Raw genomic sequence first — 20300 nt, forward strand, 5'->3', positions numbered from 1 at the left:
TCCTATGCCAGGGCCTCGGTCGCGAGCGGCCCGTGCACTGTGGTCAGGCGGCGCAGTTTTTCGACCAGGGCGCCGCAGTCGCTGCGATCGTAACTCCACATCCTCGGGTTGTGGGCCAGCACGCGCGCCTTCAGCCTGCCGAAGCGGTGCTGTTCCATCCCGCCAAGCGCGGTTTCGAGCGCCTCGGGCGTGGCCTGCGGCAGCAAAACGCCGATATCGCGCTGCCGAAGGAACCGTCCGGTCTCGGTGTTGTCCATCGAGATCGGCACCGCGCCGAAGCGGCAGCCTTCATAAAGGCGGTTGGGCAGCAGCCATTCGGAGTTCTGTCCCTCCTCGAAGAAGTCGATCGCCCAGGAGAAATGGACGTCGTGATAGATCGCCGCCATGTCCTCCGGGTTGCGGTACGGCCCGCGAAACGACATGTAAGGTTCGGCATCGACAAAGGCATGGAAATCCGGGAACTCGGAAAGTGCCGGGCGGCCGCGCAGCACGATTTCGAACCGGCCCTCCATGTGACGCGTGAAACCGGCCAGCAGTTCGAGCGAACGGCGGCACCGAAGCGCCCCGAACCAGCCGATCCGCCACGGCGGCGCGAGAGGTGCTTCCACCGCCTCGCGCTCGGCGGGCAGAATCGCCGCGGCCTCGAAATATTTGTTCTCGACCAGTTCCACCGGCGCCGCGACCTGGCGGAAAGGCTTGAAATAATTGGCGATGAAGGCGGGCGAACTGGTCACCAGCAGCCGCACATCCCGCGCCAGATGACGCTCGGTGGCGCGCAGCGCCTTGCCCAGGACATCGTCGCGAAGCACCAGGCGGTGAATGTCGAGACATTCATAGACGATTGGGACAGCGGCGCCGAAAGCCGACCGGGCGCGGCGGGCCAGCGCCAGCATTTCCAGGTTACGCGCGATAATGATGTCGGGCTTCGGCACGTCCCTGAGCTTCGAACCTATCGAAACCGCTGTTTTCGCTACCGCCGCCAGGCGCTGGGCGAATCGCCCGTCGCGCGTCGCGCCAAGGTCGATCGGCCGCAAACCTTCGATATCGGCAATCGGAGTGGCGGCGCGGCGGAAGCCCGCCAGGGTAACCCGGGCGCCACCTGTCCTGAGCATCGTGATCCGCCGGCGAACCGCCGGGTCGGAAACATCATGTACCAGGTACAAGACATGCAGCATGAAAACTCGACCGCTGTTTGACCCACCCAGGGGAAGCCTAGTACAGCTCTTGCTGCATCGCAACATTTTTGGCGCACCGTTCCACGTTTTCTGTTGCACTGCAAAATTATTGCCGTAGTTTGTGGTCGGCGGCGGTTGTGGATTTCGGGGCCCCGGAATCCGCGCAAAGATCAGGAATCCTGAATTTGGAAGCCAATCCATTCGATCCGCCGGAAGGCTCACTGCGCAAATCGGTCGGCCGCGGTGCCGTCGTGACCGCAATGGCGCAATCGGTGCGGGTCGCTACGCAGATCATTTCCGTCATCGTGCTGTCGCGACTCCTGTCGCCGCAGGATTTCGGCGTCGTGGCCATGTGCGCTCCTGTGCTCGCCTTCATCGCCCTGTTCCAGGATTTTGGCCTGACCCAGGCGACCATCCAGAAATCGGGCATCCGGCATGAGGAGGTGAACTACCTCTTCTGGATCAATGTCGCCGTCAGCACGGTCCTCGCCTGCGTGCTCGCGGGCGCGGCACCCCTGGTCGCCGCGTTCTATGGCGAGCCGCGCGTCGCCGGTCTGGTGGCGGCACTGGGATTGCAGATCCTGGCTTATGGCCTGGGCGCCCAGCATCTGGCTCTGCTGACGCGTCGCATGCAGTTCGGTCGCCTGGCGATCATCGACGTCGCCGGGGCCGTCGCGGGGCTGGCCGTCTCGATCGCCTGGACTTTCATCGACCGTTCCTACTGGGCGCTGTTTGCCGGCACGCTGACCGGCGCGGTGCTGCCGACGCTGTGCTACTGGGCCAGCTCGCGCTGGCGCCCAGGTATGCCGCGCAAGGTCGTCGGGATCAGCGAGTTGATCAATTTCGGTGCCGGGATCACCGGTTTCAATTTCGCCAATTTCTTCGCCCGCAATCTCGACAACGTGTTGATCGGCAAATACTGGGGCGAGGCCCAGCTCGGACTCTACGACCGCGCCTACAAGCTGCTCCTGTTCCCGCTCAGCCAGATCACCAATCCGCTGTCGAAGGTGATGGTGCCGGCGCTGTCGCGACTGAAGGACGAGCCGGACCGCTATCGCAGCGCCTATTTGCGCGTGATGCCGCTGATCCTTCTGGTGGCGCTGCCCGGCGTCGCTTTCGCCACCGCGATGTCGGATGTGCTGATCCCCTTCGTGCTCGGCGAGCAGTGGCGCGCCAGCGCCTCGATCTTCCTGGCGCTCGGCTTTGCCGGCCTGCTGCAGCCGCTCAACAATCCGGCTGGTTGGCTTTTCGTCAGCCAGGGCCGCTCCGGCGACTTCATGCGCTGGGGCATCATCACGGCGGTGACCTCGGTGCTTGCCTTCGCGCTCGGCCTGCCCTACGGCGCGCTCGGCGTGGCGGTCGCCTATGCGGTCAGCGAGTATCTGCGCACGCCCTTCCTATGGCTCTATGTCGGCAAGAGCGGACCGCTGCAAGCCAGCCATGTGCTGCGCACGGCAGCGCCGTTTGTGCTTGGCGCGCATCTGGCGCTTGGGGCGGTCTGGCTGGTCAAGCCGATGCTGCCGCAGCAGCATGTCGTCGCCTTGGCAAGCGGCGTCGTCCTGGCCTACGCGATCACCATCGTCGTCGCGCTGACCTTCGCCGCCGGGCGCGAAGCCTTGCGGGAGGCCTTGAAAATGCTGCCGGCAAGGGCGCCAGCGGCGACGCCGCGCGAGGCGCAATAATTTCGGCGCCTTTGTCCTCTATTCCATATCCCACCCGAGCATCAGGCCTGATCCATGCACTACCGATCGATCTCCGACATGAACGACGCCATCGTGAGCAACCTTCACCGGCTGCCACGCGACATCGACCTGGTGGTCGGCGTTCCCAGAAGCGGCGTGCTGGCGGCGACGCTGGTCAGCCTTGCGGCCAACATTCCGATGACCGACCTGGACTCCTTCCTCGAAGGCAGGGTCTACACGTCAGGCATCACCAAGCGCCGCGCGGCCCTTGACCGCAAGGTTTCGGACATGCGCAAGGTGCTGGTGATCGACGACAGCATCGCCGGCGGCAATGCGATGCGCGACGCCCGTGCCCGCATCAAGAGCGGCGGTATCGAGGCTGACTACACCTTTGCCGCCGTCTTCGGCCTGGAGCCGGAGCATCAGGAGACCGATCTGGTGTTCGAGGTCGTGCCGCATCCGCGCATGTTCCAGTGGAACTTCATGCATCACAAATTCCTGGCGCAATGCTGTGTCGACATAGACGGGGTGCTGTGTCTCGATCCGACCGAGGCCGAGAACGACGACGGGGCGGCCTATGAAAAATTCCTCAGCGAGGCGCGGCCGCTTCATGCCGTGACCCACAAGATCGGCTGGCTGGTCACCAGCCGGCTCGAGAAATACCGTGCGTTGACGGAGGCGTGGCTGGCCAAGCACGAGATCAAGTATGACAAGCTGATCATGCTCGATCTGCCGAGCAAGGCGGAGCGCCAGCGGCTTGGCGCGCATGGCAGTTTCAAGGCCGATTTCTATCGCAAATCCGACGCCATCCTGTTCATCGAAAGCGAACATGCCCAGGCGCTGAGGATTGCCAAACTATCGGGGAAACCGGTCCTGTGCGTCGAAACGCACATGGTCAGTTTTCCCGATGCGCTGTCGCTGCCAGCACTTGGCCAGGCCGCGCGAAACCTGCCGGCGAGGCTGCGCCAGGTCAATTCGCAGGAGGGCCGCAAGAGCGCCGCCAAGACCATTGCCCGCGCCCTGCTCGGCGCACGCGGCTATGAAACGCTGAAGAACAGGGTCAAGCGCCCAGCCTGATACAGAACCGATCGGGTCGCTGCTTGGCTACGCGGCCTGGCGTGCGCGCTGCTGCACCGCTCTGTCCAGTATCGAGAAGAAGGTGACGAACTGACGGTCGGGGTCGAGTTCCGGCCGGCCGGCGAAGCCGCGCGCGAGGGCCGAGACCCGCTGATATTCCTTGTTGTCGTTCCACAAGAGCCTGACGACCGCGACCCATTCGGCGAGCGGGGCATCATAGTCGAGCACCGTGCCGCCAGGGCCGACCGCTTCCGGCAAGCCACCGCGGCGCGAACCGACGACCGGAATGCCGCTGCAATGGGCTTCCGAGGCAACCCGCCCCCAGGCCTCCTCCCATTTGCTGGGCGCCAGCAGAATCCGGGTGCGGCCATAGACCGTCTTCATGTCACTGGTGCGGTTCTCCAGCGTGACATTGCCGAGCGGCGTGATCGTCTGTTCGATGCGTGCCCGGTGATCGTCCGCCAGCTTCCAGCTTTCGACGAACAGGAACGGGATTTCGGGGCACGCGGCGGCGATCCGCACCGCAAGCTCGAAGCCCTTTTCCTCATAAGGGTTGATCAGGGTGACGAACTGGCCTGAGGTCGGCGTGCTGTAGTGGGCCGGATTGATGGTCGGAGGGATCACCGCCGCCTCGATTCCGAACTCCCTGGCGTAGGTACGCGCAGTGAATTCGGAATTGGCGATGTAGAGCGCCGAGCGCAGATCGCGCAGGTCGCCCCCAAGCTCGTGAAACTCGACGTTGCGGAGGTAGACGACCAGCGGCACGCCCTTGGCCTGCAACGCCTTGCCGAGTGGAACCGACTTGTGACACTGAACCACCGCCACATCCGGCTTGACCCTGTCGACGGCGAAGGCCGCCGCCTCCCACGGAAACCACGCCCGAATCACTGGGTAGCCGGGAAAACTGTCGACGACCGCCGGCTGGCGCAGAAGCTTCATCTTGGCACGCGCCTTGAAGCCGAAGACACCATCGCCAAACAGCGCGGCGAGCACCGCGGCCTCATGCCCATGCTCGATCAACTGCTCGGCCAGATGATGAGTGCTCGACTGGACGCCGCCGCTGAACTCCGGTGGGTAGCCATTGCCGCCTGCAAAGAGAACTTTCATGGTCCTGGCTCCTCGTCTATCGCGTTTCAATGCCCACGGCCGATGAACGGCAGCGTCAAGTGCAGCCTCACGCAGTCTTTGGCGGATCAAGCGTCGCGAACGGATTTGTGCATGGCTGCCATCCGGTGAACCGGATGGGATCACTAGGCGAACTGCGCGAGGCGTAGTCCGTCAACATGTGAAATTCGGCCACGACCCAGCGGTCGAAATGCCGGAGGTCGCGCTGCTTCCGCTTGGGCAACAACTTGCGTGCCTGGCCGAGCTTCGCCGTCTCGAGCAAAGTGACGGCGTCGCCCAGTTTTTCGCTGGGAAACAGCCACGGATTGCGGTTGCGGAACTCCAGCACGAACTGCTGCAGGTGCTCGATGCGCATGTTCAACCCGCCGAGGTATTTTTCGAGCGTGACGCGAACCAGGTCCTCGTCCGAAAACGAAGACACCGCCGCGAAGGCCACGCCAGTCGATGCAACTCCACCAGCCATGATGGCCAAGACCGAGCGCCGTGAGATTTCCATCATCGGTTACCTCCTTCCCTTCCCGTCACGCCATCCGGCTCGCCGCGCGCAGGGACAAAGCTGCCGCAGTCAGGCTCGGGTTGGCGCAGGAGCAGCTTGGATAGGTGCTGGTGCCGACGACGACTAAGTTTCTCAACCGGTGATGGATCATGTTGCTGTCGATCACCGAATCAGCCGGGCCGGTGCCCATCCGCAATGTGCCCTGGACGTGCGATTCCGTTGGCCGGATGCCGCGGTCGAAGAGCCGTTCGACAGGCAACGGGGCAAGCAGTCCGGGCAATTTGTCCAGCGCCCGGGCCATGCCTTTGACGGCATAGTCCGACGGCGCCTTGAAGGAGACGAAGGCGTTGTCATCCTCGTCGAGGGTGACGAAATTCTCGTGATCGAGCAGGTTCTCGGTGACTACGACCAGCGGCAGCGCCTGGCGCAGCCGGCCCTTCTCTGCGCGCATCCCGTGCTGCCAGCGGTTCTCGAAATAGACGAGGGCCGCCGCGTGCTCGGACCGGTGCGGACCGTCATAGAGGCCGAAATTCAGGCCGGTGGTGATGGTGCTGCCGTCGAAATTGTCGACGCCGTCGAGATAGACCTCGAAATTCCAGCCATAGGATTCATGCAGGCCGCGCCCGACGAATTCATCGCCCAGGCCCGAGCGCAGCATGATCGCCGCGCTCTGGATGGCATTGGCGCCGAGAACGAAGAGGTCGCCGCTGACCTGATATTCCCTGCCCTCATGCACGAAGGCGACCGAACGGACCGTGCCGCCGACATGGTCGAGCCGCCGCACTTCGGAGCCGAGGCAGACCGAAACGTCGGGATGCTCGAAAACATGCATCAGACCGTTATTGGCGGTGAACTTGGCATCGACCGGGCACAGCCAGCAGCGCAGATTGGCGCAGCAGGAGCTGCGTTGCGCGGTCGGCACGCGCGCCCGTGCGGTCGGCATGACGAAATGCTGGTCGGGCTGGGCCGCCTTCATCATCCTGTCCGGCGTCGACATGCGATGCGGTGGCTGCGGAAAGGGCTTCGAGCGCGGCAGCATCGCCGCCATGTCGGGATCGCCGGAGATCGACATGATGTCTTCGGCGTCGCAATAGAACGGCTCGACATCGTCGTAGCTGATCGGCCAGTCGTTGCCGACGCCGTAGGTGCTTTTCAGCCTGAAATCATTGGGGTGGAATCTTGGCGTCTGCGCGAACCAGCAATTGGTCCCGCCACCCAGCCCGATCGTGTAATTCCACGGCTTGTCGGAATTGGTGCTGTAGGTCGTCTCGTCGTCTATGTCGGTGTTGACGTTCTGGTCAAGCTGCCATTCATGCGTGTTGTGGCGACCCCACTCCAGAACCAGGATGCGCGCCTTACGCCGCCTGGCGAATTCATGCAGGAAGAAAGCCGAACCGAAGCCGGAACCGATCGCGACAACATCGAAATGATCTTTGGTGACTTGCTCGGGCTTTACGTCCAGCACCATCAGCTACAATTCCTTCTACGCCGGGCGTTTGGCCCGATCCTGCTTTCGGCTCTCCGCGCCCGATCTCATGCCGCCATTCTGCCGATCGAGTGATATTCGATGCCGTGGCGCGCCACGACCTTGGGATCGTAAAGGTTGCGGCCATCGAAGATGACCGGCGTGGTCAGCGCATCCTTCAGCGCATCGAAGGACGGTGCGCGAAAACTCTTCCATTCGGTGGCGATCAGCAGCGCATCGGCGCCGCGCAGGGCCGCCTCCTTGGTGCCGCACAACAGCAGGTCGTCGCGCAGCCCGTAGATGGCCTGGCATTCCTGCATGGCCTCGGGATCATAGGCCTGCACGGCCGCGCCGGCGTTCCAGAGCGCCTCCATCAGCACGCGCGCGGGCGCCTCGCGCATGTCGTCGGTGTTGGGCTTGAAGGCCAGGCCCCACAGCGCGAAGGTCTTGCCCTTGAGGTTACCCTTGAAATAGCGGTGCACCTTGTCGAACAGAACGGATTTCTGGTCATTGTTGCGCTCCTCGACGGCGCGCAGCAGCTTGGCGTCGTACTTGACGCCCTCGGCGGTCTTGATCAGGGCACGGACGTCCTTGGGAAAGCACGAGCCGCCATAGCCGAGACCCGGATAGATGAAGTGATAGCCGATGCGCGGGTCGCTGCCGATGCCCTGGCGCACTTCCTCGATGTCGGCGCCGAGTTGCTCGGCGAGGTTGGCCATCTCGTTCATGAAGCTGATCTTGGTCGCCAGCATGCAATTGGCGGCGTATTTCGTGAATTCGGCGCTGCGCACGTCCATCACGATCATCTTCTCGTGGTTGCGGTTGAAGGGCGCGTAGAGTTCGCGCATCACCGCCTCGGTTTCCTCGCTCGACGTGCCGACGATGATGCGGTCGGGCTTCATGCAGTCGGCGACCGCGGAGCCCTCCTTGAGGAATTCGGGATTGGAGGCGACGTCGAAGCTCAGATCCTCGCGGCCCCGCTTCTTCAGCGTCTCGGCGATCCTGGCCTTCACCTTTTCGCAGGTGCCGACCGGCACGGTCGACTTGCCGACGACGATCTTGGCGGTATCCATCTCGCGGCCGATGGTCTCGGCGACCGCCAGCACATATTTGAGGTCGGCCGAACCATCTTCGCCGGGCGGCGTGCCGACCGCGATCATCTGGATTTCGCCGTGCCTGACGGCTGCCGCCGCATCGGTGGTGAACTTGATGCGGCCGGCGGCGTGATTCTCCCTGACGATGGTTTCAAGACCCGGCTCGAAGATCGGAACGAGGCCCTGATTGAGCCGCTCCACCTTGTTTGCATCGATATCGACGCAAACAACCTGGTGGCCAACCTCGGCAAGCACCGCCGCCTGCACCAAGCCGACATAGCCAATTCCAAACACCGTCAAGTTCATTCGGTTTCATTCCCATCCAGGGCAGCGGACCGCTTCTCGGCCCTGCCGGTTCAATTCGTCTTTCCCAGCTCTTTTACACTACACACCAGCGATTCCGGAAATTGGCAGGGCTGACCCAGCGCGGTGAACGCGACCCGCTCGACCTGCAGCGAAAGCTTGCGGCCCGGGTCCGCAAACGCTCCCATCCAGCCCTTCATGGTGTCGCTACCCCAAAGGCTGAAGAAGATCTTCTGCGCATGGCTGGGCAGCTTCGCGGGATCGGTGATGGTGTTCACCAGCTGGCCGTTGAGATACCAGCGCAGGCTATCTTTCTCCCAGACGAAGGCATAGTCGTTGAAGGCACTGTCGGTGCCGCCCGGCACGTCGACCAGCTTCTCGTTCTTGCCCTTGCCGGCGATATAGGCGTTGACCTGCACCTTGGAGGTGTCCTTGGTCAGGATCTCGAAGTCGATCTCGTCCCAGGGCTGTTTGTCGGATGGGCCGATATAGGAGAAGAAAGCCGCGTTGAGGCCGGGGCCGGTGTCGGTCTTCATCCGCGCCTCATAGGTACCATAGCCGAAACGCTGCTTGGTCTGGATCTCGCCGCAGGCGAACTCGCGATCCTTGGTCTTCTGCTTCGCGAATCCGAGCGAAAGAACGCCATCGGAAAGCTTGACCAAGCCTTTCGACCAGGTGCAATTCTGATGGCTGCCGTTCGTCCAGCCGTCTGAAACGTACCAGCGCTCGCGGTCGAAATTCTTGAAATCGTCGACGAAAGAGGGCGCGGACTGGATATCCTGCGCATGAGACGGGGTTGCCGGCAGGCTGCCAAGAGCGACCAGCAGCAAAGCGACCGCCAGACCAGACCGCCGCCAGAAATGCAGGGCTGAAGGGGCGTCTATTGCTGTCGTGGACATGGTCTTTGGATCCGAATTCATGAGTGACTCACCTTTGCGCTGTGTCCCCAACCCAAAGTCGACGTTCGAACCGCTTCCAAACGGGCCAACCTTGACCTTTTCAATCACCCTCCCGACGTCCAGCCTTGCATCACCTTCGCCGTAACGGTCCCGCGCCGCCGCCTTCAATTTCGGCCGGCTCCCGCCTGCCTGGCGGGGTCGACCGCCGCCGGATCGGTGCTCGTATTCTCGTCGAAGACCACGTCCAGCGAATGACGGAGCTCGTGCATCCTGCCGCCCTGGCGCGACAGCGCAGCGATGCGGCGCTCGCTGTTCAGGATCGACTGCGTCAACGCGCTGACTTCGGACGAGCGGCGATCGGAGGCGGAGCCGTTTTCCATGGCTTCGACCAGAAAGGCCGCGTTGGTCGCCTCCTTGCGGTAGCGGCTCTCCAAGCCGGTTTTCTCCGCCTCGATCTCGGCGGCGATCTGCTCGAACAGCTTCGCCAGCCGGTCCAGGCGCGCAACGTCGGTCTGCCTGTCGCGGGCCGGATCCCTTGATCTGAAGCCGAATATCGAGGCCATGAACTTAAATTCCCGTCATCGCCGGCTTCCTGGACCGGCTTTCAGGCCAGGCCACTGGCCGATCCCCGCAACCGGGGCTGAAAACTCGTAACCGCGTCGCCCAACTCCTCTGACGAAGAGAGACTTCGCACCAGTCCGATCGGGGGCCAGTTCGGCTGGTCGTTTAATTTGTTGCACCGCAACATAGACTGCCATCCCCAGAGCCGCGAGGCAACCACCCAATTCGTAAACTCATAAATCCGATGGAAATGGTTGCGTGGCGGCCTCGCGGTCGGCAGGTAACACCACGCTTTACCGTCCTTTGCCGGTACTGGTTCCAGCCATCAGGAAACGGAGCGGCGGCACGTGCTTGTTCCTGGAGACCAGGCCAACACTGCGAAACAGCGCCTCGATCTTGTCGGACGCCACGCCCTGGACGATGGGGACGAGGTTGGATTGGCTTGCGAAGGCGTAGGCCGCGGCAGAAGCCAGGCCCCGCTCGGCCTTCACGTCGAGGAAATTGCGCAGCCGGTATTTGTCGCGCACATGCCGCTCGTGCCGCCGTAGCACTGCTTTCGACCCTTCCGGCAGGCTGTCGATCGCCAGCAGCGCCAGATCGGCATCGGCCAGCCGCTTCAGATCCTGCGTCTTGTGGCGGCCGCTGAGTGAATCGGCGCGGACGATGGCGCCGTAGCCGCAGGAACGGATGACCTTGAACCGTGCCCCGTGGGCGACCGCTCGCGCGTAAAGCTCGTAGTCCTCGCCTAGCCGCAGGCTCTCGTCGTAGCGCAACCCGTGGCGGTCGAGAAAGGCACGGCTGATCACCGGCTTCAAGAAGCCGAGTTCGCCTCTTTGGACGCGGCGCCTGGAGATGTTGCCTTCCACGAATCCTTCGAAATCGAGGAATTCCGGATCGGCGGCAAAATCCGGGGCGACGATTTTGGTTGCATCGCCAGCCGCGTCATCCCTGATGAGCATGATGTTGTCGGCGGCGAAATCCCAATCGGCGCCGACAAACAGGTTGCGAAACCGGCCCTCGAGGAAGAAATCGTCGGCGTCCAGAATGCTGATGAACGGGGCTCGTGAACCGGCGATCGCCGCATTGCGGGCAAAAGAAGGGCCGCGATTGACGTCGAGGCGCATCACCGCAAGCCGGCCGCTGCCATCGTCGGCGGAGCGTGCGACCTCGGCCGTATTGTCCGTGGAGCCATCGTCGACGACGACGACCTCCCCGACTTCCGGTTCGCGCAACGCGGACGCGATGGCGACGGCGATCGTTCGCGCCGCGTTTTTGGCCGCGATGATCACGCAGACTTGGGATTTCGTCATCGACATGGAATTGCCTCTTGCACAGGTTCCGATCTGCCCTCGCCCTGTACGCGTTCGATATTCGCCGCCTTCACGGGCCGGCCGGCCGTTCGAAGATGCGGCGGCTGATGTCCGCCGACGCCGCCCAACCGGCCTCGGAAAGGTAACGGACCGGAGCCCGGCCGCATAATTCCCACAACACCGTGCGTCGCTGCGGCCAGCGCAACGACGACAGCCATGGCGCGATGACCATGTTGAGCAGGTCTTCATTGCCGATGCGCGACAGGATCGGCTTGGCCCGCTCCGACAGAAGCGTGCCGGTGCCGCCGAGCAGCACATCGGCGGAACGCAGGCCGAGCAGCAGCGTGTCCTCCAGCCCCTGGCTCACCGCCGCATCGAGCACACGCTGCTGATCGGCGTGGCCGAGACGGCTGGCGCTGGCCCTGATATCGCAGACGTAGCCGGCGCAAGGCTCCCGGTTGAACAGTGCCTTGGCGACGCTGATGCAGGCCAGCATCAGCGTGTCGGCAGCCGACGTGAACGGGACTTCGGCGCCGGTGATCTCGACCAGCCGCTTTCGCCGCAGGAACCCGTCGGCATCGCGCGGACTGGGCGAGCCGGGCTGCTGAAGCCGGTAATGAAGGTCGACAGTGGATGATTTCGACCCATTGCCACGGATCATGTGCTGTTCGCCGAGGAAGCGGACCCACCAGACCGAACGCGACTTGCCCGATACTTCGTAGCCAATCGAGCGTAACGCTTCGCGTGCCTTCAAGAACCCGGCAGGCGAAACCAGAATATCGATATCGCCCGAGGGTTTCATGAAATGATCGTCGTAAAGCAGATGCTGCTGGAACGGCCCTTTCAGGAACACGAAATCAATCCGCCTGTCGAGCAGCGCCTCGTGAATGGCGATCGAATCCATCAGGCAGGCGGCGTTCATCGACACCGTCCTCCTGCGATAGGTTTCGAGCCACTGGAACAGTTCGGCCGGCCTCTCATGCGCCGGCGTACGCGACAGCGCCTTCAAGACGAAGGTACCGACCTTGTTCAACCTGGCGATATCAGTGATGACAGCGTCGGAAAGGCCCGGCGTCCACGTTTCACCGGCCGAGGCGGCCGGCCCCGCGAAATATAACCGTAAGCAGGCCCGCACATAAGCGATCTCGTCGGCGCAGTCGGTGGCGCGCAGTCTTTCATAGGAGCTTTCCGGCAAGGCCATTGAGCGCACAGTCTCCAAAAAGCGGTTTGCGCGAAGCGTATGCTGCAGCTGCTAAGCAAAGCATCGTCAAAAACGGCGGCGCCGTAAAGCCTTTCCTTTCGCAGTGCGAAATTTTACAACCATAGCGTTTGCCGGCTTCGCGGAAGGGGATGAGATGTATGGACGAATTCCTACCCTAGCGCAGCGCTTCGGCCGGGCCATCGATGGGATCAGCTGAAAGTTGAGTATCTTTCGGCGTTGTCCAATGGCAATGGCCAAGCATTGGCTTCCTCTTGTTTATGCAAAATCAATGGTTTACGGAATCTCCTGTGACGAGAGGCAATCACACCCGGCTTCATATCGAAAGAGGTGGATTTCTTACACGCGGGGTGACGTCCGCAACCCATAATTGATTAACGACCGGTAAATCAGGCTTGACTCATAAATGTTGCTGTGCAGCTATTGCGATGCAGCATGAAAGTGCTGACGGCAATCGACAGGCCGTTTCCAGTCCTTATGGAGAGTAAAATGGAACAGAATGTTGAAAAGCATGAGTACGAAACGCCAAACCTGACAGTACATGGTTCAATCGAAACCATTACCCAAGGCGGTGGTGGCAGCACGGCAATCGACGCGTCGTTTCCCGCGCACACCCCGATTGGCGACCTGACGTTCTCCTGAGACCAGCCTGATTCTGGAGGAATGACGTTGGGCCTCCGGGATCGAAGACAATGAAATGGAGCCGGGGATGAAAATCCCCGACTTTCCATTGAACCTGATGACGCGTAGACCGTGTGTTGCAAACGAGGTTTTAGGATGAACTGGGACCCATCCGAGCACGATTGCGTAAAGGCCACCAAGGACGCCGTTGCTTGCGAATTCGGCGATGGCCTCGCGCTTCTCAACCTGAAGTCCAATATCTATTACAGCCTCAACGGTGTCGGCGCCTTCATCTGGGAATTGATCCAGGAACCCAAGCCGATCGCGGACATCCGCAGCGCCGTCCTCGCTCGCTACAATGTCGACGCCGAACGCTGCAAGGCCGACGTCGACGCATTGCTGAAAGGCCTGGCGGAAAACGGGCTTGCGAGGCTTGAGCATGAGGCACTCGTCTAGGCAGGCGTCGCAGAAGGCCATGGCTGTGCGGCAAAGACCTGTGACGCAGAGAAATCCCCGGCCGATGAAGCAGCGGCCTGGCAGGCGCAGCCTGGCCAGGATCTTGTCCTTGAGCGGCTCGGAAGCGCTTTTCCTGTGCCGCTGCCTGCTGGTGGTCACGACCGTCCGGCTCGGGCTGACATTGTTCTCCTACAACCGGGTGCGTGGGATGGTGACGCGGCTCAACGCGCACCAGTGTGCCAGCATGGGCGAGTTGCGGCTCGTCGCCTGGGGGGTTGCCGCCGCAGCACGGTTCGTTCCGGGCGCCACCTGCCTGACCCAGGCGCTGTCGGGCCAATACCTCCTCGCGCGCCAGGGCAATGCGTCGAACATCCGCATCGGCATCGAGCGCGGCACGGGCGAGCAATTGAAGGCGCATGCCTGGCTGGTCAGCGATAACCACATCGTGCTTGGCGGATCCGTCGATGGTTTCGCCCACCTGATCGACCACGGCAGCCGATGAGCGGCGTAGCCGGAATCCTGCTGCGACAAGGCCCCGCGCCGGCTGAAGCGGCGAGCGACATCCAGCAGATGCTGGCGCGCATACGCCATCGTGGTCCCGACGGAACCTCGTGGTGGCAGGACAGCGGCGTCGCGCTTGGCCATGCCTGGCTCAACACCACCGACGAAGCCGGCCCCGGCCCGCTGACCATGGCCGGCGGCAAGCTGGCCATCACCGCCGATTGCCGGCTCGATAACCGCGACGAGCTGCTCGCAAGGCTCGGCATCAGGGACAACTCAGTCGCCGATGCGGCGTTGCTGATGCGGGCCTATCTGCGCTGGGGTGAAACGTGCCCCGTGCATCTGCAAGGCGACTTCGCCTTTGCCATCTGGGATGCCGAGCGGCAGCTTTTGTTTTGCGCGCGAGACCATTTCGGGGTCAAGCCTTTCTATTACCACGCAGCGGAACGCCGCTTTGCCTTTGCCTCCGAGATCGGGCCAATGCTCGGCCTCGACGGGGTCGGTGCGCGCCTCAGCGAGCACCGGATTTCGGGCTTCCTGGCCGGGCTGCCCGATGACCCGCAGTCCACGCCCTACAGCGACATCTTCGCCCTGCCGGCGCGTCACAGCCTCACCGTCACCGCGCAACGTCTGGTGCTGCGCCGGTACTGGCAGATCGAACCATCGCAGCGAGCACCGCGGCCTGATGCCGCGGAGGAATTCGCCCATCTGTTCGCGCAATCGGTCCGCAACCGCATGCGAGGAAGTCCGTCGATCGGCGCGATGCTGAGCGGCGGCCTCGATTCATCCTCGATCACCTGCGTGGCGGGAGTGCAAAATGCGGCCGAGCGCAAGCCGAGGCTACCGACCTTCTCGCTCGTGTTCGAAAAGGGTTCCTCGATGGACGAGCGCCCGTTCATCGATGCCGTGCTCGATCAGCAGAAGGCCGATCCGACGTTCATCCCAGTCGGCAATTATGCACCCTTCGCTGAATTCGAACGGGTGCTGGAGGAACAGGAAGGCACGTTCCTGGCGCCGGGCCTGACGCTGACCCGCGGTATCTACCGGACGGCCGGCGCCAAGGGCATCAAAGTGCTCCTCGACGGCCATGGCGGCGACGAAGTTGTTTCACAGGGGCATGGCCATCTGCACGAGCTTGCCAATGGCGGTAGGTGGCTGGATCTTTGGCGCGAGGTCCGCAGCGCCTCCAACACCTATGGCGACAGCACGCTCGGCCTCTATTTCCAGTTCCTGACCATTTACGGGCCGGCCTGGCGCATCGCCAGGCTGAGACAGCTGGGGAACCGAGCCCTGAACAGGATGCGCAGGCCTGCCCGATCGAAGCGTGGCCGCAGCTGGCGCGACCTGATCAATCCGGACCTTGCCAGGCGAACCGAGCTCATCGACCGGTTCCATCGGGCTGGCTACATGCCGCCCGGCGTCCAAGCCAGCGACGCGCTCAGCCACCGCTGGATCCTGTCCAACGGCTATGTTCCGCACTCTTTCGAAGTTTTGGACAAGGCCGCCGCCAATTTCGGCGTCGAGCCGCGGTATCCCTTCTGGGACAAGCCGCTGGTGGAATTCTGCCTGGGGCTGCCGGGCGAGGAGAAGCTCCGTCATGGGTTTGGCCGCTACGTGCTGCGCCGGGCCATGGAAGGCATCCTGCCGGCGGCGGTACAGTGGCGGCGCGACAAGATCGATTTCACCGCCAATCTGGTCAACGGCATGGTGCGCAACCATCGCGACCTGCTGGAGCAGTTGCTGGTCGGCGATGCGGGTCGCATCGCACCCTATGTCAACCTGCCGGAAGTAAACGCCGCCTATGCGCGGCTGCTGCGCCAGCCGGACCAGGCGGCACCGCTCGATGTCCAGTATGTCTGGCGCTCGGCGTCGCTGTCGCTGTGGCTGCGGCAGGTCCAGCATGGCGGGAGCCCCGCATGATGTCTCGCCATGAGCCGTTCGCCGGCGATCTCGACCGTCTTCCCAACCGCGACAGGACAGCGGGAGAACGAAGTTACTACCGCGCCTACGGCCTGCTCATCGCGTCCGACGTGTGGCTGCCCGAACTGGAGCCGGCGGACCCGGCAACGGCCGACATCGAGATCGTCATCGGCCCGATCGATATGCCCGAGCCTTCGGCGGAGGCAGCGACCGTCTTCCGTTTCGAGCCCGGCCGGCAGTATCTGGCCTGGGAGGCCGTCGGCGCATTCCTGATCAGCGACGCCCGCCGCATCGATGTCCAGCCGGCGCCCGGCGTCGACGACGCCTTGCTTGCCTTCCCGTTGCTGGGGCCGGTGCTGGCGCTGCTGCTGCACCAGCGCGGCCTGCTGGTGCTGCATGCCAGCGCGATCGCGGTGGCCGGCAGGGGCGCCATCTTCATGGGCGACAAGGGCGCCGGCAAGTCGACGACGGCAAGCGCCCTGATCCGGGCCGGACACGACCTGCTCACCGACGACGTCGTGGCGCTCGATCTCACCAACCCGGACGAACCGATGATCGTTCCGGGATTTCCGCAGATCAAGCTTGCCGCCGACGCTGCGGCGGCGATCTCGCTTGGGCAAGCGCAAGTGCGACCGCAAGTGCATCCGGCAATCGAGAAGATGCAGCATCGCCTGCACGGCGCCTTCTCCGGCAACAAGGTGCCGGCGGCCAGGATTTACATCCTCGAGCGCGGCGCAAGGGCCGGGATCACCCTCCTGCCTCAAATCGCCGCCTTGCCAGCCATCATCAAATTCTCCTACGTGACGCGGTTTGGCCGCGCGGCGCTCTCCGGCGATTTCGCGGCGATGCATCTTCGCCACTGTTCAGCGATCGCTAACCATGTCGGCGTGTGCCGGCTGGACGTTCCGACGGGCATCGACAGGATCGGCGAGGCTGTGGCGCTGATCGAAAAGGAATTGGCTGGCGATGCCTAGGTCATCGGTCTTCAGCCTGTCGCTGTTTCGCGATGTCGCGGCATTCGGCGCGGTCATTGCCCGGATCGGTGGACGACGAACCTGGACGGCGCTGCTGTTCCTGATCCTCGGCAGCCTGACGGAAGGCGTTTCCATCCTGCTGCTGGTGCCGCTGCTGCACCTGGTCGGCCGTGCCGACCAGGATTTCGCGGTAAGGCTGCCCAATATCGAGTTTGTGCGCTGGCTGGTGCCCGGCGGAACGCTGCAGCTGACGACGGTGCTTTGCGCGCTGGTCGGGCTTGTTGCCGTGCAGGCAGCCTTCAACCGCTTCAAGTCGGTGTACATGGCAAGGCTGCTCTTCGATTTCATCAACCGCTTGCGCATGAACCTGTTCGAGAGCATCGGCAAGGCGCGCTGGGGCGTGTTCACGCGCATGCGCGGCTCCGATCTCGACCATGCCCTGACCGGCGACATAGACCGTGTCCAAGGGGCGGCTTTTGCCCTGCTGATGCTGGTGCAGATCGCGGTGCTGCTGGCGGGCTATCTGGTGATTTCCATGTTCATCTCGCCGGTCATGACGGCGTTTGCCGTCGTCATCGGCATCGTCATGTTCATAGCGCTGCAGCCATTTCGCTCGCGAGCCACCGCCTTCGGCCGGATCCTGACGACCAATCGCCAGGACCAGTACCGCACGGTCTCGGAATTTCTCGGCGGCATCAAGGTGGCCAAGAGCCTGAACGTCGAGGCCAGCTATTTCGCGCAGCTGCGGGTCACGCTCGAAAAGATGAAGGCCGACAATATCGCCTATGTCCGCAACTCTTCGATCGGCACCGCCGTATTCCAGGTGGCGAGCGTCGTAGGCTTGAGCGTCTTCATCTATGTGGCGTTGGTCCGCTTCCACCTGTCGCTGGCCGAGATCGTCGTGCTGCTCCTGGTCTTCATGCGCATCGCGCCGCGCTTCATGGACATGCAGACGCAGGCCCAGCAGGTGCTGATCAACCTGCCCGCCTATACGGCAATGCGCAACCTGCAGGCGCGTTTCGACGCCGAACGGGAGCCTGGCCACGTCGAATCCACGGATGCCCGCAAGCTGACCCTCGATACGGGGCTGAACATTCGCGACGTCTCCTTTGTCTATGACGACGGCGCCGGCAAGGCAGTGGTGAGCGACATCACCTTCGGCCTTCCGGCCGGCAAGGTCACGGCGCTCATCGGCCCGTCCGGGTCAGGCAAGAGCACGATCGCCGACATGCTGCTCGGGCTGCTCGAGCCGACCACCGGCAAGATCCTCGTCGACGGCGTCGAGCTCGATGCCGGCAATCGCCGCCGCTGGCGCGATCAGGTGGCCTATGTGCCGCAGGACGTGTTCCTGCTGCATGACACGATCGCAGCGAACCTGCGCCTTGCCGCGCCCCAGGCCAGCGAGGACGACTTGTGGAAGGCACTGCGCGCCGCTCACGCCGGCGACTTCGTGGACCGACTGGACCTGAGGCTGAATACCGTGGTCGGCGACCGCGGCGTGCGCCTCTCGGGTGGCGAGCGCCAGCGCATCGCGCTGGCACGCGCGTTGCTGCGCAAGCCGTCACTGCTCATCCTGGACGAGGCGACAAGCGCGCTCGACTGGCAGAACCAGTCGCTTATCGCCCGGTCGATCGACGGCCTGCGCGGCGCAATGACGATCCTGACCATCGCGCACCGGCCGTCGATGATCGCCTTCGCCGACTGGGTGGTGGCGATGGAGGATGGTCGTGTGGTGGAGGTCGGGCAATATCAGCGGTTGAAGGCGAAGCCGGGGAGCCGGTTGTCCCGGATGCTGTCGGGAGAACAGTCGGAAACCCAACCCGCCGATGTGGCCTGAGGACGATGATGTCCCCGTGGATCTAATGCAGCCCCCGCCGGACGCTGCCCAGCTTCTCGCCCTCGGGCACTTCGGTGGAGTTCTGCTTTCTCTCGGCTTCGCGCAGCCTGTCGGCCGGCGTTGGCGCGCTCCTGGCGATCATGGCATAGACGACCGCGAAATAACCGGCCTGGATGACCACCGCGCAGATGATGACACGCAGCAGTGTCGTGCCAAGCGAAGCTCCACCCAGCCAGGACCAGGCGACGACGATCGCGAGCGCGAACAGCATCCCAACGATGAATTTTGGAAGCGACATACCCAACAGCCCATAAACCGGCTCGGGTATATCCAACGATAGCCCCACCCGAGCGCCGTCCCTTGTGATGCGGGCTTGTTAAACCACCCGCTCTCGACCGGTTGCTTCCGGCCTTTCAACCTGTCGCCACCGTGACAGGTATAATTTGCAATTCTATTAAGGCGAGCAGAAGGCGGCAAGGGCAACCGCACATATTTTTGATTGCGCTTACGCGTTCGATTCTGCCATGCTGCAACGCACCCGGCCGCATTTCACTCAACCTGCAGCCATTGCAGATCTGGAGTACAACCCATAATATTAGATGGTATTTTAGGTGAATAGTCCAGAATATAGCATCGTCAGTAAGGACTCGTATGCTCTGGATCCCGACACTGGGAACGCGCCGCCCACAAAACGCCCTAAAAACGCCCGGATTTTTTTATGCTTGCCCATTTATTGTCACAAATGTGCTAAACATTTCGAAATTTGTGCAGCGCGAGCTTATTATTTAGTCAATTCATGACGCGACTATTTCAGTGGCGTGGGAAATTGTGTGTTGCGCTGCAGCATTTTTTTGGTATCGTGCGGTAAACCATTCGTTCAACGCATGGAGTTTCCGTATGAGGGATATTGCCAAGTCGGCCACGGCGGGGTTTTCGCAGGCCGACACCGACTTTCCGCCGCCGATCGGCGGCCTCATCAAGCGGAGTTTCGACATCGTCGGTTCGCTGGCTGGACTGATCGCGCTCAGCCCGCTGTTCATCATGATAGCGCTGCTCGTCAAATTCTCCGATGGCGGATCGGTTTTCTATGGTCACCGCCGAATCGGGCGCGGCGGACGGCTCTTCTCCTGCCTCAAGTTCCGCACCATGGTTCCGGACGGCGACAAGGTGCTGGCGGCCTATCTCGCCACCAATCCAGAGGCCAATGCGGAATGGCTAGCGACCCGCAAGCTGAAGAACGATCCACGCGTCACCCGCGTCGGAACGGTGCTGCGCAAGCTGAGCCTCGATGAATTGCCGCAGATCATCAACATCCTCCAGGGCGACATGAGCCTTGTCGGGCCTCGCCCGGTGGTCCGGGACGAACTGGAAATCTATGGCAGCGCGGCTGTCTATTATCTGAAGTCCCGGCCCGGCCTGACCGGCCTGTGGCAGGTCAGCGGCCGCAACGACGTTTCCTATGACAGCCGCGTCGCGTTCGACCGCCACTATGTCGAGAACTGGTCGCTGTTCGAGGACGTTCGCATCATCATCAGAACAGTGCCGGCCGTCTGGATGTCGCGCGGCTCTTACTGATCGGCCGGCA

At 62.8% G+C, this 20300-nt stretch carries 19 protein-coding genes; 9 read left to right on the forward strand and 10 right to left on the reverse strand.

The genetic code is table 11. The annotated features are described in order from the left end of the window. Nucleotides 1–2: 2 nt before the first annotated feature. On the reverse strand, nucleotides 3–1175 hold the full coding sequence (locus FJ943_RS17440) for a glycosyltransferase family 4 protein (RefSeq protein ID WP_140723486.1): 1173 nt from the start codon (nucleotides 1173–1175) through the stop codon (nucleotides 3–5). 185 nt (nucleotides 1176–1360) lie between these two features. On the opposite strand from FJ943_RS17440, the gene FJ943_RS17445 reads away from it, so the two are divergent. Both FJ943_RS17445 and FJ943_RS17450 read left to right on the forward strand, forming a co-directional pair. Next, nucleotides 1361–2857: a lipopolysaccharide biosynthesis protein gene (locus tag FJ943_RS17445; RefSeq protein WP_140723274.1), complete on the forward strand. Its 1497-nt coding sequence runs from the start codon at nucleotides 1361–1363 to the stop codon at nucleotides 2855–2857. A gap of 54 nt (nucleotides 2858–2911) precedes the next feature. Further along, on the forward strand, nucleotides 2912–3934 hold the full coding sequence (locus tag FJ943_RS17450) for a phosphoribosyltransferase family protein (protein WP_140723276.1): 1023 nt from the start codon (nucleotides 2912–2914) through the stop codon (nucleotides 3932–3934). Between the two features lie 27 nt (nucleotides 3935–3961). Here FJ943_RS17450 and FJ943_RS17455 read toward each other — a convergent pair whose 3' ends face one another. The 8 genes from FJ943_RS17455 to FJ943_RS17490 all read right to left on the reverse strand — a co-directional run bounded on the left by FJ943_RS17455 (nucleotide 3962) and on the right by FJ943_RS17490 (nucleotide 12388). Next, nucleotides 3962–5041, reverse strand: a complete 1080-nt coding sequence (locus tag FJ943_RS17455) for a glycosyltransferase (RefSeq protein ID WP_140723279.1) — start codon at nucleotides 5039–5041, stop codon at nucleotides 3962–3964. Between the two features lie 67 nt (nucleotides 5042–5108). Beyond that, nucleotides 5109–5558 carry a hypothetical protein gene (locus tag FJ943_RS17460; protein ID WP_015314218.1) on the reverse strand — a complete coding sequence of 150 codons (450 nt, stop codon included), beginning with the start codon at nucleotides 5556–5558 and terminating at the stop codon, nucleotides 5109–5111. Between the two features lie 22 nt (nucleotides 5559–5580). After that, nucleotides 5581–7023, reverse strand: coding sequence for a GMC family oxidoreductase (locus tag FJ943_RS17465; protein ID WP_140723282.1), 1443 nt, complete (start codon nucleotides 7021–7023; stop codon nucleotides 5581–5583). Between the two features lie 65 nt (nucleotides 7024–7088). Next, nucleotides 7089–8420 (reverse strand): UDP-glucose/GDP-mannose dehydrogenase family protein, encoded by a 1332-nt coding sequence (locus tag FJ943_RS17470; RefSeq protein ID WP_015314220.1) that lies wholly within the window; start codon nucleotides 8418–8420, stop codon nucleotides 7089–7091. 50 nt (nucleotides 8421–8470) lie between these two features. Next, nucleotides 8471–9337: a family 16 glycosylhydrolase gene (locus tag FJ943_RS17475; RefSeq protein ID WP_083882941.1), complete on the reverse strand. Its 867-nt coding sequence runs from the start codon at nucleotides 9335–9337 to the stop codon at nucleotides 8471–8473. 143 nt (nucleotides 9338–9480) lie between these two features. Continuing rightward, nucleotides 9481–9879, reverse strand: a complete 399-nt coding sequence (locus tag FJ943_RS17480; protein WP_140723285.1) for a hypothetical protein — start codon at nucleotides 9877–9879, stop codon at nucleotides 9481–9483. Between the two features lie 291 nt (nucleotides 9880–10170). Then, the gene (locus tag FJ943_RS17485; RefSeq protein ID WP_015314223.1) at nucleotides 10171–11193 is read right to left on the reverse strand and encodes a glycosyltransferase family 2 protein; all 1023 of its coding nucleotides are present in this window, start codon (nucleotides 11191–11193) and stop codon (nucleotides 10171–10173) included. 64 nt (nucleotides 11194–11257) lie between these two features. Next, nucleotides 11258–12388 carry a nucleotidyltransferase family protein gene (locus FJ943_RS17490; protein WP_140723288.1) on the reverse strand — a complete coding sequence of 377 codons (1131 nt, stop codon included), beginning with the start codon at nucleotides 12386–12388 and terminating at the stop codon, nucleotides 11258–11260. A 507-nt stretch (nucleotides 12389–12895) separates the two neighbouring features. Here FJ943_RS17490 and FJ943_RS17495 point away from each other — a divergent pair. From FJ943_RS17495 to FJ943_RS17520, 6 genes are all read left to right on the forward strand, one after another. Then, nucleotides 12896–13048 (forward strand): lasso peptide, encoded by a 153-nt coding sequence (locus tag FJ943_RS17495; protein ID WP_015314225.1) that lies wholly within the window; start codon nucleotides 12896–12898, stop codon nucleotides 13046–13048. Nucleotides 13049–13183: 135 nt separating this feature from the next. Then, nucleotides 13184–13483, forward strand: a complete 300-nt coding sequence (locus FJ943_RS17500; protein ID WP_140723291.1) for a PqqD family protein — start codon at nucleotides 13184–13186, stop codon at nucleotides 13481–13483. A 109-nt stretch (nucleotides 13484–13592) separates the two neighbouring features. Beyond that, on the forward strand, nucleotides 13593–13985 hold the full coding sequence (locus FJ943_RS17505; protein ID WP_246671894.1) for a lasso peptide biosynthesis B2 protein: 393 nt from the start codon (nucleotides 13593–13595) through the stop codon (nucleotides 13983–13985). Then, the gene (locus tag FJ943_RS17510) at nucleotides 13982–15904 is read left to right on the forward strand and encodes a lasso peptide isopeptide bond-forming cyclase (RefSeq protein WP_015314228.1); all 1923 of its coding nucleotides are present in this window, start codon (nucleotides 13982–13984) and stop codon (nucleotides 15902–15904) included. The genes FJ943_RS17505 and FJ943_RS17510 overlap by 4 nt, the downstream gene beginning before the upstream one ends. After that, nucleotides 15901–16878 (forward strand): serine kinase, encoded by a 978-nt coding sequence (locus FJ943_RS17515; protein WP_140723297.1) that lies wholly within the window; start codon nucleotides 15901–15903, stop codon nucleotides 16876–16878. Before FJ943_RS17510 ends, FJ943_RS17515 begins: the two co-directional genes overlap by 4 nt. Further along, nucleotides 16871–18715, forward strand: coding sequence for an ABC transporter ATP-binding protein (locus tag FJ943_RS17520; RefSeq protein WP_140723300.1), 1845 nt, complete (start codon nucleotides 16871–16873; stop codon nucleotides 18713–18715). Before FJ943_RS17515 ends, FJ943_RS17520 begins: the two co-directional genes overlap by 8 nt. Before the next feature lie 22 nt (nucleotides 18716–18737). On the opposite strand, the gene FJ943_RS17525 is transcribed toward FJ943_RS17520, so the two are convergent. After that, entirely contained in the window at nucleotides 18738–19013 is a 276-nt protein-coding gene (locus tag FJ943_RS17525; protein WP_015314231.1) for a hypothetical protein, read from the reverse strand. Between the two features lie 599 nt (nucleotides 19014–19612). Here FJ943_RS17525 and FJ943_RS17530 point away from each other — a divergent pair. Next, nucleotides 19613–20290, forward strand: a complete 678-nt coding sequence (locus FJ943_RS17530; RefSeq protein ID WP_140723303.1) for a sugar transferase — start codon at nucleotides 19613–19615, stop codon at nucleotides 20288–20290. Nucleotides 20291–20300: the final 10 nt, after the last annotated feature.

The organism is Mesorhizobium sp. B2-3-10 (assembly GCF_006442275.1).
Taxonomy (GTDB): Bacteria; Pseudomonadota; Alphaproteobacteria; order Rhizobiales; family Rhizobiaceae; genus Mesorhizobium; species Mesorhizobium australicum.

What these genes read in the sequence shown, in the direction of transcription:
- FJ943_RS17440 (WP_140723486.1), bottom strand. Translation starts at nt 1,175, where the DNA reads ATGCTGCATGTCTTGTACCTGGTACATGATGTTTCCGACCCGGCGGTT.
- FJ943_RS17450 (WP_140723276.1), top strand. Translation starts at nt 2,912, where the DNA reads ATGCACTACCGATCGATCTCCGACATGAACGACGCCATCGTGAGCAAC.
- FJ943_RS17455 (WP_140723279.1), bottom strand. Translation starts at nt 5,041, where the DNA reads ATGAAAGTTCTCTTTGCAGGCGGCAATGGCTACCCACCGGAGTTCAGC.
- FJ943_RS17460 (WP_015314218.1), bottom strand. Translation starts at nt 5,558, where the DNA reads ATGATGGAAATCTCACGGCGCTCGGTCTTGGCCATCATGGCTGGTGGA.
- FJ943_RS17465 (WP_140723282.1), bottom strand. Translation starts at nt 7,023, where the DNA reads ATGGTGCTGGACGTAAAGCCCGAGCAAGTCACCAAAGATCATTTCGAT.
- FJ943_RS17470 (WP_015314220.1), bottom strand. Translation starts at nt 8,420, where the DNA reads ATGAACTTGACGGTGTTTGGAATTGGCTATGTCGGCTTGGTGCAGGCG.
- FJ943_RS17475 (WP_083882941.1), bottom strand. Translation starts at nt 9,337, where the DNA reads ATGAATTCGGATCCAAAGACCATGTCCACGACAGCAATAGACGCCCCT.
- FJ943_RS17480 (WP_140723285.1), bottom strand. Translation starts at nt 9,879, where the DNA reads ATGGCCTCGATATTCGGCTTCAGATCAAGGGATCCGGCCCGCGACAGG.
- FJ943_RS17485 (WP_015314223.1), bottom strand. Translation starts at nt 11,193, where the DNA reads ATGTCGATGACGAAATCCCAAGTCTGCGTGATCATCGCGGCCAAAAAC.
- FJ943_RS17490 (WP_140723288.1), bottom strand. Translation starts at nt 12,388, where the DNA reads ATGGCCTTGCCGGAAAGCTCCTATGAAAGACTGCGCGCCACCGACTGC.
- FJ943_RS17495 (WP_015314225.1), top strand. Translation starts at nt 12,896, where the DNA reads ATGGAACAGAATGTTGAAAAGCATGAGTACGAAACGCCAAACCTGACA.
- FJ943_RS17500 (WP_140723291.1), top strand. Translation starts at nt 13,184, where the DNA reads ATGAACTGGGACCCATCCGAGCACGATTGCGTAAAGGCCACCAAGGAC.
- FJ943_RS17510 (WP_015314228.1), top strand. Translation starts at nt 13,982, where the DNA reads ATGAGCGGCGTAGCCGGAATCCTGCTGCGACAAGGCCCCGCGCCGGCT.
- FJ943_RS17515 (WP_140723297.1), top strand. Translation starts at nt 15,901, where the DNA reads ATGATGTCTCGCCATGAGCCGTTCGCCGGCGATCTCGACCGTCTTCCC.
- FJ943_RS17520 (WP_140723300.1), top strand. Translation starts at nt 16,871, where the DNA reads ATGCCTAGGTCATCGGTCTTCAGCCTGTCGCTGTTTCGCGATGTCGCG.
- FJ943_RS17525 (WP_015314231.1), bottom strand. Translation starts at nt 19,013, where the DNA reads ATGTCGCTTCCAAAATTCATCGTTGGGATGCTGTTCGCGCTCGCGATC.
- FJ943_RS17530 (WP_140723303.1), top strand. Translation starts at nt 19,613, where the DNA reads ATGAGGGATATTGCCAAGTCGGCCACGGCGGGGTTTTCGCAGGCCGAC.